General features: G+C 60.1%; 8 protein-coding genes. 4 read left to right on the top strand and 4 right to left on the bottom strand.

All coding sequences use genetic code 11. The features are described from left to right. Positions 1-317 precede the first annotated feature (317 nt). The 3 genes from QWZ03_RS10615 to QWZ03_RS10605 all read left to right on the top strand — a co-directional run bounded on the left by QWZ03_RS10615 (position 318) and on the right by QWZ03_RS10605 (position 5,301). Positions 318-2,597, top strand: coding sequence for an NADP-dependent malic enzyme (locus tag QWZ03_RS10615; protein ID WP_284196521.1), 2,280 nt, complete (start codon positions 318-320; stop codon positions 2,595-2,597). 346 nt (positions 2,598-2,943) lie between these two features. Further along, entirely contained in the window at positions 2,944-4,884 is a 1,941-nt protein-coding gene (locus QWZ03_RS10610; protein WP_290332689.1) for an InlB B-repeat-containing protein, read from the top strand. Between the two features lie 150 nt (positions 4,885-5,034). Beyond that, the gene (locus QWZ03_RS10605; protein WP_290332688.1) at positions 5,035-5,301 is read left to right on the top strand and encodes a PhaM family polyhydroxyalkanoate granule multifunctional regulatory protein; all 267 of its coding nucleotides are present in this window, start codon (positions 5,035-5,037) and stop codon (positions 5,299-5,301) included. Positions 5,302-5,314: 13 nt separating this feature from the next. On the opposite strand, the gene QWZ03_RS10600 is transcribed toward QWZ03_RS10605, so the two are convergent. The 4 genes from QWZ03_RS10600 to putA form a co-directional block, all read right to left on the bottom strand. Next, positions 5,315-6,541 (bottom strand): multidrug effflux MFS transporter, encoded by a 1,227-nt coding sequence (locus QWZ03_RS10600; RefSeq protein ID WP_290332687.1) that lies wholly within the window; start codon positions 6,539-6,541, stop codon positions 5,315-5,317. Positions 6,542-6,740: 199 nt separating this feature from the next. Further along, on the bottom strand, positions 6,741-7,715 hold the full coding sequence (locus tag QWZ03_RS10595; protein ID WP_290332686.1) for a quinone oxidoreductase family protein: 975 nt from the start codon (positions 7,713-7,715) through the stop codon (positions 6,741-6,743). Between the two features lie 58 nt (positions 7,716-7,773). Beyond that, the gene (locus QWZ03_RS10590) at positions 7,774-9,171 is read right to left on the bottom strand and encodes a methyl-accepting chemotaxis protein (protein ID WP_290332685.1); all 1,398 of its coding nucleotides are present in this window, start codon (positions 9,169-9,171) and stop codon (positions 7,774-7,776) included. Positions 9,172-9,464: 293 nt separating this feature from the next. Further along, entirely contained in the window at positions 9,465-12,578 is a 3,114-nt protein-coding gene (putA, locus tag QWZ03_RS10585; RefSeq protein WP_290332684.1) for a bifunctional proline dehydrogenase/L-glutamate gamma-semialdehyde dehydrogenase PutA, read from the bottom strand. Positions 12,579-12,836: 258 nt separating this feature from the next. Here putA and QWZ03_RS10580 point away from each other — a divergent pair, with 258 nt between their 5' ends. After that, positions 12,837-13,307 (top strand): Lrp/AsnC ligand binding domain-containing protein, encoded by a 471-nt coding sequence (locus QWZ03_RS10580; RefSeq protein ID WP_290332683.1) that lies wholly within the window; start codon positions 12,837-12,839, stop codon positions 13,305-13,307. Positions 13,308-13,335 lie beyond the last annotated feature (28 nt).

Below are 13,335 nucleotides of genomic sequence, written 5' to 3'. Positions count from 1 at the left end.
TTAGCCGCTCTAAATGGGGCTGTAGTCTGGCTGCGCGGCACGGTACGCGCAAGTGGTTTAGGTGTGGCGAATCAGATAAGTTGCACAAAACAGCGCCGCCCACCGCCTTGCCACAAGTGCAACACTGCTCTCCCCGGCCAGGGCAAAGCCAGGCCGCCGCCTGTTTCCGACGAGGAATCAAGGGCTTGAATTTCAACCCCAGCGGCGCCGCATTGTGTGCATGCGCCCAATCGGGATTTCCCCCTCGGCCTCTCGGCCCGGCAGGCCTATAATCGTGAGCTACCCGCATAACAAAACGACGATGTTGGAGCCCCACGATGGATGAAGAACTGCGCAAGAGCGCACTCGAATACCACCAGTTCCCCAAACCCGGCAAGATTCAGGTCGCCCCGACCAAACCGCTGTCCAGCCAGCGTGATCTGGCCCTGGCCTATTCTCCGGGTGTCGCCGCCGCCTGCGACGCCATCGTCGAAGACCCGCTGAACGCCTACAAATATACTGCCCGCGGCAACCTGGTCGCCGTGATCTCCAATGGCACCGCCGTGCTGGGCCTGGGCAATATCGGCCCGCTGGCCGGCAAGCCAGTGATGGAGGGCAAGGGTGTCCTGTTCAAGAAGTTCGCCGGTATCGACGTGTTCGATATCGAAGTCGACCAGAACGACCCCGACAAGCTGGTCGATATCATCTGTGCGCTGGAACCCACCTTCGGCGGCATCAACCTGGAAGACATCAAGGCGCCCGAATGCTTCTACGTGGAGCAAAAGTGTCGCGAGCGCATGAAGATTCCGGTGTTCCATGACGACCAGCACGGCACCGCCATCATTACCGCCTCTGCCGTACTGAATGGCCTGCGCATCGTCGACAAGGACATCGGCCGGGTGCGCCTGGTGGTGTCCGGCGCTGGTGCTGCCGCCATTGCCTGCCTCAACCTGCTGGTGCAGCTGGGCCTCAATCCAGCCAACATCATTGCCTGCGACTCCAAGGGCGTGGTGCACAAGGCGCGTGAAGACTGGGACAAGCTGGACGAATCGAAAAAGCGTTACGCCCAGGACACCCCCCATCGCACCCTCAAGGATGCCATGGTAGGTGCCGACATCTTCCTGGGCTTGTCCGGCCCCAAACTGGTAAGCCAGGACATGGTCCGCAGCATGGCGGCCCACCCGCTCATCCTGGCCCTGGCCAACCCCGAGCCGGAAATCCTACCGCCGCTGGCCAAGGAAGCCCGCCCCGATGCCATCATCTGTACCGGTCGGTCGGATTACCCCAACCAGGTCAACAACGTACTCTGCTTCCCCTTCATCTTCCGCGGTGCGCTCGACGTCGGCGCCACCACCATCAACGACGAGATGAAGCTAGCCTGCGTACGCGCCATTGCCGACCTCGCCATGGCCGAGCAGAACGACGTAGTGGCCGACGCCTATAGCGGCCAGTCGCTGACCTTCGGCCCGGACTACATCATCCCCAAGCCGTTCGACCCGCGCCTGATCGTCAAGATTGCGCCAGCCGTGGCCCGCGCCGCCATGGAATCCGGCGTGGCAACCCGCCCGATTGCCGACATCGCCGCCTACCACGAATCGCTGATGCAGTTCGTGTACAAGTCCAACCTGTTCATGAAACCCGTCTTCACGGCTGCCAAAAAGGCCGCCAAGCGGGTGGTCTACGCCGAAGGCGAGGACGAACGGGTACTGCATGCCGTACAGGAGATCGTCGATCAAGGCCTGGCCCGTCCCATCCTGATCGGCCGCCCCAACGTCATCGATATGCGCATCGAGAAGCTGGGCCTGCGCATCCGCCCCGGTGTGGATTTTGAGCTGGTCAACAACGAGAACGACCCACGCTACCGCGAGTACTGGAACGAGTACTACCAGTTGCGCAAGCGCAATGGCGTCAGCCAGGAGTTCGCCAAGCGCGAAGTCCGCCGCAAGACCACCCTCATCGGTGCGCTGATGATGCGCCGCGGCGAAGCCGATGCCATGATCTGCGGCACCTACGGCCATTATCAGGATCACCTGGACTTCGTCTGCCAGGTCATCGGCCGCAAGGCCGACAGCCACACCTATGGCGCCATGAATGCACTGATGCTGCCCAAGGGCAACGTCTTCATCACCGACACCTATGTGAATCAGGACCCGACCGCCGAGCAATTGGCCGAGATCACCCTGATGGCTGCCCAGACCGTACGCAACTTCGGCATCGCCCCCAAGGTTGCCCTGCTGTCGCACTCCAGCTTCGGCTCGGTAGAATCACCGACCTCGCTGAAGATGCGCAAAGTACTGGAGCTGCTGCGCCAACGCGCCCCCGAGCTGGAAGTGGACGGCGAGATGCACGGTGATGCCGCGCTATCGGGCCAGATACGCGATATGGTGATGCCGGACTCCACCCTCAAGGGTGATGCCAATCTGCTGGTCATGCCTACCCTGGATGCCGCCAACATCGCCTTCAACCTGCTCAAGGCCAGTGCAGCCGACGGCGTCACCATCGGCCCCATGCTGCTGGGCGTGAATCAGCCAGTGCATATCCTCACCCCCACCGCCTCGGTACGCCGCATCGTCAATATGACGGCCCTGGCAGTGGTTGAGGCTGGCCAGCAAGCCTGACCTATCGTTCCGTAGCAAGCAGACGGCGCCTCCGCAATGGGGCGCCGTTTTCCGTTATGCCGTGTGCCGTTATTCCAGCAAGGTAAAGAAAGTAACCCGCAGGCTATCTGCCCCCCATGTTGCCTACGCCACCATACGATGAACAAGCTACTGGATACAACATCGTCACGAGCAGGGCCACAGAAAAGCAGATTCCACAAGCAACTGAAAACAAAGGATATTCGTAAATATCCACACCAAAACGAGCGCAATACCGGTTACAATTTCCCTACTCATAGCAGATCAAACGCTTGATTGATTTAATTTTTGTAGCGGTGCGAAAGTAAGAGAAATTCAGAGGGAAGTAATGAAGTCTATCCATACACGAGGCATGCTGGTTTCCTTGATACTGGCGGTTGCAATGCCTGCCGTTGCGACGACACACGATGGCAAGTCCATCCTGGTTGAGCCCGCACAGAGGCCACTTAATCTTCAGGGGACGGCAATCAAGGCCATTCCACAGGCCATTGTCCGCCAGGTGAATGAACCCGTGCGCATACGCCTGGAGAATCTGTTGGCTGATGAACAAGCCATGGTACGTCCCAAAGCCGCGGCGCCAGGCGTTCCCACACAAGTTGGCTTGCACCGCGCCGTCGCAGCCCTTGCTTCGGTCTCTGCCATGGCCAGCAAGCTGCAATGGCAGCCACAAAATGATGGCAGGCAGTTGGCCGCCATCAGCATTCAATCGCCCAACGCACAAGGAATGCGTTTGGCCGTGCAGGTGCAAAGCTTGCCTTCGGAAGCCAAGCTGCGTTTCTACAGCTCACGCCTGAATCAGACTATTGAAGTGGCAGGCAGTACCGTCCAAGAGGTTATCGGCCGTAATCAAGCCAGTGGCGACCATAGTGACTTCGCTCGCACATACTGGTCACCGGTATTTGAAAGCAATGAAGCCGTATTGGAGATCGAACTACCTGCCGGCATCCGTCCTGATCAGGTACAAATCTCCATCCCTCGCATCTCACATCTGTACGCCACCACACCGACATTCACTGAAGCTATTGCAGCTAGAGGTGATGCCGACGTCTGCAACCTGGACGCCACCTGTAGCAAGACCACCTGGGGCAAGCAGTCCAGCTCGGTTGCCCGCATGCTGTATGACAAGGATAACGGTACCTATACATGCACCGGCACCCTGATGAATGACCGTGGCACGACCTATACACCCTACTTCCTGACAGCAAATCATTGTATATCCAGCCAGGCTGTCGCCTCCACGCTGTGGACGTATTGGTTCTATCGCTCTGCCAGTTGCGATAGCGCGCAACGGGATACAGACTACACCGTCTTGCAAAACGGCGCCCTACTGCTGCATGCCACAGAAAAAACAGATATGGCTCTGCTGCAGCTATTTGACAACGCTCCCGCCAAGGCAACCTTTGCCGGTTGGTCCAGCTACACTGCTGAGCAATTCAAGCCCGCGACCGGCATACATCACCCCAAGAGTGACTGGCAAAAGATCAGTTTTGGCACGCTCAAAAACTTCGCCTCCTGCTATGCCACGGTCGATGACAAGTTCAGTTGCCAGCTAGGCAGCAGCCTCAATGGCAACTTCCTGAATGTCGCCTGGACGCGTGGCACCACAGAAGGTGGCAGTAGCGGCTCGGGTGTCTGGATGGAGCGTGAAGGTGTACCTTATCTGGTTGGCACGCTTTATGGTGGCTCGTCCAGCTGTAAGAATCCCTCCGGCTCTAACTATTACGGCCGATTTGATATTACCTACAAAGACAGCCTGTACAAATGGCTGGATGGCACCAAGGCCGCCAACGTGCTCTCGGTGGAAAAAGTTGGACAAGGCCTGGTCAGCTCTAGCGATATCGGCATCCAGTGTGGTAGCGCCTGCGTGGGAAGATTCCCGAGCACTAGCTCCGTAGCCCTGACCGCCTTGCCTGCAGCGGGCTACAGCTTTACCGGCTGGGGTGGCGCGTGTACTGGAACCGGCAGTTGCACAGTCAACATGTCCCGCAGCCAATACGTAACCGCAACATTTACGGTAAAGACTGCCGTACAGACGGCCAAATCGGATTGCCTGTTTGACTGGGCAGAACGTACCTACCCCGAACTGTTCTCACCCGCCGGGATGAAGTCGCAGAACGACTATGGCTACTATTTCCGATACTACCCAGAGACACGCAACTATCTGGGTACTGCCAACGTGGATGGGCAGATTACCTTCCTCGGCACGGACGGTGTGATATCACCACTAGGCCACGCCAACAATTATCTGGCGGCAGCATCCTGTCAGTAAGAACAAGCCGTTATTCTCGATACCAAGACGCCCCGCTAATTGGGGCGTTTTTACGTGCTAGGCTGTAGCCCCCTAGGAACTCCCGTTGTCCCGCTTGGGAATCGGGGTTTCAGGAGGCACCATGCAGTATTGAAGACAACCGGAGCCCCCATGAGCGAAGCCCATACCCCACCCGACCCGTTTGCTATGTTCAAGCAGTTCTTCAAGCCCATGGAAGGCATGCAGGCCTTCATGCCACCCATGACAGAGGAGGAATGCGCGCGCAAGATAGCCGAGCTACGCACGGTGGAGCAGTGGCTGGCCATGCAGGTGGGCATGCTGCAGATGAGCATCAAGGCACTGGAGTTGCAGCAGGCCAGTCTGGCAGCGCTCAAACCGCGCGACAAGCCCAAGGCGGGCGACGAACCGGCGGCCTAGGGCATGCTGTGTATCAACCTGCCATCATCTCGGGCGAGGACTTGACCCCCGCCCTTTGCGCCAGCTTCCAGGCCACCAGGCCCAGCAACGAGGCTGCCACGGCGCCCATGGCCAATCCGGAAGGCCGCAGCGACAGCCAGGGCGAGATCGCACCGGCCACAATGGCGCTGAATGTCAGCTGGATAAAGGCCTGCAGCGATGAAGCCGTACCTCTTTCCTGCGGGTAGATATCCAGTACCAGCAGCGTCAGTGTAGGAAAAGCCAACGAGATGCCAGCACCGTTGATCATGATGGGTATCACCGCCCAGGGCCAGGCAACGGCTGGCGCAAGCAGGCAATAAACCACATTTCCCACTCCGGCCAGCAACATCACCGCATACGCCAGCTTGACGTTCGATTCCGGGGTGTGACGGCCAGCACGGCGGCCTGACAGGTAGGCGCCAGTCATCATGCCCATGATGGCTGGCACAAAGAAGTAACCGAAATCGGTGGCCCCCAGCTTGAGATGGGTGAGCACAAATGCGGGCGCCGAGGCGATATAGATGAACAGCGCCGAAAAATTGAATGACCCGGACAGGCACAGCCACACAAAGCGTGGATTGCGCAGCATGTCGAGATAGCGGCTGAAGAGAGGGATGGGCTCCAGCGGAAGGCGCGCTTCCTTCGGATGGGTCTCTGGCAGCCAGCGCCAGCAGGTGGCCAGCAACACCAGGGCAAACACGGCCAGAAACCAGAAGATGGCTTCCCAACCGAAACGGGTGCCGATGATGCCGCCGATGATGGGGGCAATGGCCGGTGCCACGCCAAACACCATGGTGATGCGCGACATGACGCGCTGCGCTTCCGGCCCGTGAAAACGATCTCGTATGATGGCCCGGCCAACAATCAGGCCAGAACCCGCAGATACCCCCTGCAAGGCACGGAAAAACAGCAGCTGCCAGATCGAGGTGGACAAGGCACAGCCTATGGAGGCCAGTACGAACACGGCCACCCCAGCCATGACCACCGAGCGCCGCCCCAGCGCATCGGACAGCGGGCCATGCAGCAAGGACATCAGGGCATAGGCCAGCAGGTAGACGCTGATGGTCTGCTGCATCTGCACCGGGCCGATATGCAGCGCGCTTTGCATCTGCGGGAACATGGGGAACACGGTGTCGATGCTGAATGGGCCGAACATGGCCAGCCCAGCCAATAGCAGCACAAAGCCCGCACGCGACGGTTCGGTATGGGTGGACGACATGGTGAGACAGCCTGGTTGGCAAAGTCAGACAGTGTACCGGCACCCCGGCACAACAGCCCGGCACAGTTGGCGATATGCAGGGGAACAGTCACCTTAGCGAGTCAGTAAGCATCTCAGGCAACCTAGCGCAATCTCAGATGCCTGCTCACGCCAATACTCGGTGCGACACGGATTGCCCTGCACACCAGCTGCAGCAAGCTCAGGGCAACAATATGGTCGAGCCAACCGTCTTGCGTGCCTCCAGCTCATGGTGGGCTTGTGCAGCATCTGCCAAGGCATAGCGCTGTGCAATCTGGATGCGAACCTGTCCACTTGCCACCACCGCAAACAAGGCCTCGGCGGCCGCCACCAGCTCAGCACGGGTTGCCGTGTAGTGGCCCAGGGTAGGTCTTGTCAGGAACAACGAACCTTTTTGCGACAGCAACAAGGGCGCGATGTCGGGCACCGGGCCAGAGGCATTGCCGTAGGTCACCATCATGCCGCGTGCCGCCAGACAATCGAGCGAGCCCATAAAGGTATCCTTGCCCACACCGTCATACACCACCCGCACGCCCATGCCCTGGGTGGCGGCGCGTGTCGCGGCAACGAAATCATCGCTGCGATAGTCTATCGCCACATCGCAACCCAGGCTGCCAGCCAAGGCTGCCTTGTCCGGCCCACCTGCCGTGCCTATGACAAAAGCCCCCAGCGCCTTGGCCCACTGGACAGCAATCTGCCCCACGCCACCGGCAGCTGCATGGATCAGCACGGCGTCACCCGGCTGCACCGCATAGGTGCGGCGCAACAGATATTCGGCTGTCAGCCCCTGCAACATCATGGCAGCGGCCGTCTCAAAGCTGATGCTGTCCGGCAGGCGAACCAGCTTGTCGGCCGGCATGATGCGTACACTGGCATAGGCACCCAAGGGGCCGCCCGCATAGGCAACCCGGTCGCCCACACTCAGGTAGTCCACGCCTGCGCCCAGCGCTTCCACCACACCCGCCGCCTCCATGCCCAATCCCGATGGCAGGCTCAGTGGATAGAGGCCAGAGCGGTGATAGGTATCGATGAAATTAAGGCCGATGGCATGGTGCCTGACCCTGGCCTGACCTGGGCCAGGTTCGCCTATGGCCACCTCGGCCAGGCTCAGCACCTCGGGACCGCCCACTTGCTTGAACTGTATTGCCAACGCCATCTTCCACCTCAAAAGCAAAAGGCCCGTGCCAGGGCACGGGCCTGATTGGATAAGCACATCAAGTCTTGAAGTAAGCCACCATCTCACGCAACTCCGCTGCCTGGTCTGTCATGGCCGTGGCCGTGGCAGACAATTCCTCGGCCGCTGCCGCATTGGATTGCATGGAGAGGCTGATCTGCGAAATACCCGAATGTATCTGTTCGATACCATTGGTCTGATCGCTGGAGGCCGCCGATATTTCCTGCACCAGCGCAGCCGTGCGCCGAATGCTGGGCACCATCACCACAAACAGCTCACCTGCCTGGTTGGCCAATCCCACGCTTTCATTGGCCAGCTCACCAATCTCGCGCGCCGCATTCTGGCTACGCTCGGCCAGCTTGCGCACCTCCTGCGCCACCACGGCAAAGCCCTTGCCATGCTGGCCTGCTCGGGCCGCCTCGATGGCGGCATTCAGCGCCAGCATATTGGTCTGATAGGCAATCTCGTCTATCACCCCTATCTTCTGGGCGATCTGGTTCATGGCCGTCACCGTGCGCCGCACCGCGTCACCACCCGACTCGGCCTGCTCCACGTTCTGCATGGCAATGCCATCCGTGGCCCGGGCATTGTCGGTATTCTGCGCAACCGAGGCGGTTACCTGCTCCATGGAGGCACTGGTTTCCTCCACACTGGCAGCCTGGCTGCTGCTCGACGCCGATAACGACATGGCGGCGCCGCTGATCTGTGCCGCAGCATCGCTGACCAGCTCAGTCGAATTGCGTACCTTGCCTATCACGGTCGCCAGGGTATCGCTCATATGGCTTACCGCAGCGGCCAACTGGCCGATCTCATCACGGCTGTTTACCCCCGGATTCGTCTTGAGCTGTCCCTGCGCAATCGCCGACAAGGCGGTATTGACCTTCTGCAAGGGGTGTATGACGTAACGGCGCAAGGTGAACAGCAAGGCCATCACCATGAGGAAATCCAGCACCACGATCTGGCCGATGATAAACAACAAACGGGAATTCAATTGCTCGACGATATCGGCATTCGAGATCACCAGCTCCACCTTGCCCACGGTACGGGTGGCACCGTTGGCGGTGTAACGCAAGTCACCCACGCGCCGCACATCGTCATCCGCATGCTTGATGGCCCCCTGCTCTATCTTGCCGCCCATATCGTGCCGCAGGCTCAGGAACACCTTGTCTTCGGCACTGACGGCAATGCCCCGCACAAAGCTCCGATTGATTTCCGAGCGCACGATGCTTTCCGCCTGGGTCGCATCGAAGTTCCATACCGCTACCGGCAAGGATAGCGACAGCCTATCCAGTATGCTGGTGATGGCCACCTGCCGCTGCCCCAGCAATTCCTTGCGGGTTTGCTGGTAGTTGTAGGCACCCGATGCCGCCAGCACCAGAGTGACGATGGCGACAAAGATCAGGTTCAGCTTGAGACTGATGCTTTTGAAATCGAACACGAAGCGGCCCTGAGTAGCGACGAATAATGCTTCATCCTAGCCTACGCACGTTGGCTGCCAAATATAAATGCACGCTGCCCACAAGCTATGCTGCCTGAAACAACGACGCACGCCGGGTTGGCAAGCGGAGACAGCAAAGAAATAAGGCGCGGGCACGCCCTGATCCATCAACCAGGACGCGCACCACGCCTATTTCCTTATTCGCCTCTAGGGCTTTTCTAACGCTTGGGTACTACGGGTTCGGTCTATCACTTAGAGCGGCTACCAAAACCCAGCGTAGCGGCTCTTAGCTATCAGGCGTGTTCGCCCTCGCCACCTGCCATCAGCTTCACATTACCACCTACAGCCGCCGTATTGATGGTGAGGGTGCGTTCACAGGCAAAGCGCAGCAGGTAATGCGGGCCACCCGCCTTGAAACCGGTGCCGGAGAGGCCTTCGCCACCAAAAGGCTGCGAGCCGACCACAGCGCCGATCTGATTGCGGTTGATATAGAGGTTGCCCACCTTGGCCAGCTTGCGTACCACGTCCACCGTGCTGTCCAGCCGTGTGTGCACACCCATGGTCAGGCCAAAGCCCAGCTTGTTGACGCGGTGTACCGCATCGGCCAGGGCATCGCCCTTGAAGCGTGCCACATGCAGTACCGGGCCAAAGGTTTCCACCGTAGGCAGCTGATCCAGCGACACCTCAAAGGCATGCGGGGCGAAGTAGCAACCACCGGCCAGCTCGGCCGGCAAGGGCGTGGTGGCAATCAATTTGGCAGTACCGGCCAGTTTGTCGCAATAGGCCTTCAGGTCACGCTGCGACAGGGTATCGATGGTGGGGCCGACATCGGTCGACAGCTGCAGCGGGTCACCCATGCGCAATTCCTGCATGGCCAGACCCAGGCGGCTGATCACCTGATCGGCGATATCGTCCTGCACCAGCAGGATACGCAGTGCCGAGCAGCGCTGGCCGGCCGAATTGAAGGCACTCATCAGCACATCGATGATCAGCTGTTCCACATGGGCAGAACTGTCGGCAATCATGGCATTGAGGCCACCGGTCTCGGCGATCAGGCTGGCGATGGAGGAATCCCGGCTGGCCAGGGTGCGGTTGATCTTCCAGGCAGCGCCGGTCGAACCGGTAAAGGCTACGCCAGCGACACGATGATCGCCCAGCAGCTTGTCGGACAAGCCGCCCGACTCACCCGGCAGGTAATGCAGCACATTGGCCGGCACGCCGGCATCCAGCAAAGCCTCGATGGCACGCATGCCAATCAGCGGCGTACGGCGCGAGGGCTTGGCAATGACAGTGTTGCCTGCAGCCAGCGCGGCAGTCACCTGGCCCAGGAAGATGGCCAGCGGGAAGTTCCAGGGGGCAATGGCAATGAAGGGGCCACGGCCGGTCAGGCGCAGCTCGTTCGACTCACCCGTCACGCCTGGCAGTGCAATCGCCGAACCCATCAGGCGGCGCGCCTCGTGGGCGTAGAAGCGGCAGTAGTCCACCGCCTCGCGCAACTCGCCCAGGGCATCGGGCAGGGTCTTGCCTGCTTCGCGGCTCAGTAGCCAGAGGAACTCATCCTGCCGTGCTTCTAACAGGTCGGCAGCCTTATCCAGCAAGGTTGCGCGGCTGGCGGCAGTGGTGGCAGCCCAATCGTCCTGGGCCGCATCGGCCAAGTTCAAGGCCTGCTCGACCGCAGCAGCGTCTGTCGCCACCAGGGTGCCTATCTGGCGCTTCAGGTCTATCGGGCTGAACCGGGCCTGGGCAGTACCCTGGCGGCGTTCGCCACCCACAATGGCAGCAGCGGTGAACGACTGGGTTTCCAATGCGGCCAGGCGTTGGCGCAGCGGTTCGAGGGCGACGATATCGGTCATGGCAAATCCTTGGCTGTTGCGGCGGGGGGCAAAGACTTCGCTGGGTGCCTTTACACCAGGCGTTACGGGCTGGCGGGCAACGGTCTGAGCCGGGTTGTCGGCTATGCTTTCCAGCGGCACGCGGGTATCGGCCAACTGGTGTACGAAAGAGGAATTAGCGCCGTTTTCCAGCAGTCGGCGCACCAGGTAAGGCAGCAGCGCATGGAAGCGGCCTACCGGCGCGTACACCCGGCTGGCCACCCCTTCGCGCTCGTGCAACTGGGTGTGCAGGGCCTCACCCATGCCATGCAAACGCTGTATCTCGAACTGCCGCGTGGTATTGCGAGTCGCCTCCATGATCCAAGACAGTGTCTGAGCATTGTGGCTGGCAAACTGCGGGTAGAAGCGCTCCGGGCCGTACTTGAGCAGCTTGCGGGCACAGGCCAGGTAAGCCACATCGGTATGGTGCTTGCGGGTATAGACCGGGTAGCCAGGCAAACCATTCTGTTGGGCACGCTTGATCTCGCTATCCCAATAAGCGCCCTTCACCAAGCGTATGGGCAATACCCTGCCGGTGTCAGCGGCCAGCTCGGCCAGCCAGTCTATGACAAAAGGCGCGCGCTTCTGATAGGCCTGCACCACCAGTCCCAGACCACGCCAATCCTTCAGGCTGGGTTCGCGCAGCAGGCGCTCATACAGCCACAGCGATATCTCCAGCCGCTCGCTTTCCTCCGCATCGATGCTGAATACCAGATCAGCCTTAGCGGCCGCCTGGGCCAGGTCCAGCAGTCGGCCGTACAGTTCGTTCTGCACCCGATCGAGCTGGGCAAGTTCATATCGGGGATGAATGGCAGACAGCTTGACCGAGATTGATTGCCGGGCAAAACCCGTCTCGGGATCGTTGCGGCGCCCCAGGGCGGCAATGGCCTCGTGGTAGGCCTTGAAATAGGCCTCGGCATCGGCATTGGTCAGTGCTGCTTCGCCCAACATGTCGTAGGAGTAGCGCCAGCGCTTGTCCGCGTTATCCAGCGCCTCCTCTATGGTCTCGCCTACCACAAAGTGGTTGGCCATAACCTTCATGCCTGCCTTCATGGCGCTGCGCAGCACAGGCTCGCCCATCTTGCGCAACAGCCGGTCAAACCAATGGCGGCCTTCACTGGCCTCAATCCAGCTGTCGGTAAACAGCAGCGCACGGCTGGCGGCACTCACCAGCCAGGTCGCTGTTTGCGAGCGACGCCAGTCGCGGCTTTCCAGCAGGTCGCGTATCAACACGTCCTGGGTATTGGTGTCCGGTATGCGCAGCAGGGCTTCTGCCAGCGCCATCAGCGCCACGCCCTCTTCACTGCCCAGGCCATAGCTCTGCAAGAAAGCCTCAAAGTGATTCTTGCTCACCGCCTGGCGTACACCCTGGGCCAGCGACAGGGTACGCACATGCACCGCCTTTTCGCCCTGCTCATCCAGCCGCGCCAAGGGCAGCAGGCTGTTGATGGCCTCGGCCTCGTCGCGGAACAGATTGTCGCGTATGCCAGCGAAGCTGGGCAGGCTCTGGGGAAGATCGGAATAAAGTGGGGTCATGGAAACGAAACCTGTCTGCCTTTGAAAAGACCCGCGCACCGTGGTCTCGGTACGCGGGTCGGCTTGGGCACGGGCGGAGACCGGTGGGTCTCGCGTTCTTGTGGATACGCTGCCTGTCCCTGCTACCCCTCGCTGGCTGGCAAGGGGCAAGAAGAACGAAGCGCATCGTACTGAGCTACCGACCAAATGTGCCGCTATTTTTAATACATAAATCCGCATAAAATCCGGCCATATGACTTTTCACCGGATAATCCACCATTGAACCTCGATATCGACCGGATTGATCGCAAAATACTGCGCGAGCTGCAGGATGACGGCCGCATTGCCAATGTAGACCTTGCCAAGCGAATTGGCCTGTCGCCCACGGCCTGCCTGGAGCGGGTGAAGCGACTGACACGCGACGGCTACATCCTGGGCTACGGTGCCCGCCTTAATCCGGAAAAACTCAGCGCCGGGCTGCTGGTCTTTGTAGAAGTGCTGCTGGACCGCACCACGCCCGAGGTATTCGAACGCTTCAAGCTGGCGGTGACAGACCGGCCAGAGGTGCAGGAATGCCACCTGGTGGCAGGTGGATTCGATTACCTGGTCAAGGCACGGGTGCGCGACATGAAGGCTTACCGGGATTTCCTGGCCGGCACCTTGCTCAGCCTGCCCGGTGTACGCGAGACGCATACCTATGCTGTGATGGAAGAGGTCAAGGAATCGGGCACCATCCATATCCCGCCATAAGAGCCTGTTCAAAGTCTTTTCACCGCGT

The sequence above is a fragment of the Chitinimonas viridis genome, assembly GCF_030409555.1.
In the GTDB taxonomy this organism is placed as follows: domain Bacteria; phylum Pseudomonadota; class Gammaproteobacteria; order Burkholderiales; family Chitinimonadaceae; genus Chitinimonas; species Chitinimonas viridis.
Note: the sequence above shows the minus strand (reverse complement) of the source record. Positions and strands in the feature narration are given on the sequence as shown.

What these genes read in the sequence shown, in the direction of transcription:
- QWZ03_RS10600 (WP_290332687.1), bottom strand. Translation starts at nt 6,541, where the DNA reads ATGTCGTCCACCCATACCGAACCGTCGCGTGCGGGCTTTGTGCTGCTA.
- QWZ03_RS10595 (WP_290332686.1), bottom strand. Translation starts at nt 7,715, where the DNA reads ATGGCGTTGGCAATACAGTTCAAGCAAGTGGGCGGTCCCGAGGTGCTG.
- QWZ03_RS10610 (WP_290332689.1), top strand. Translation starts at nt 2,944, where the DNA reads ATGAAGTCTATCCATACACGAGGCATGCTGGTTTCCTTGATACTGGCG.
- QWZ03_RS10615 (WP_284196521.1), top strand. Translation starts at nt 318, where the DNA reads ATGGATGAAGAACTGCGCAAGAGCGCACTCGAATACCACCAGTTCCCC.
- QWZ03_RS10605 (WP_290332688.1), top strand. Translation starts at nt 5,035, where the DNA reads ATGAGCGAAGCCCATACCCCACCCGACCCGTTTGCTATGTTCAAGCAG.
- putA (WP_290332684.1), bottom strand. Translation starts at nt 12,578, where the DNA reads ATGACCCCACTTTATTCCGATCTTCCCCAGAGCCTGCCCAGCTTCGCT.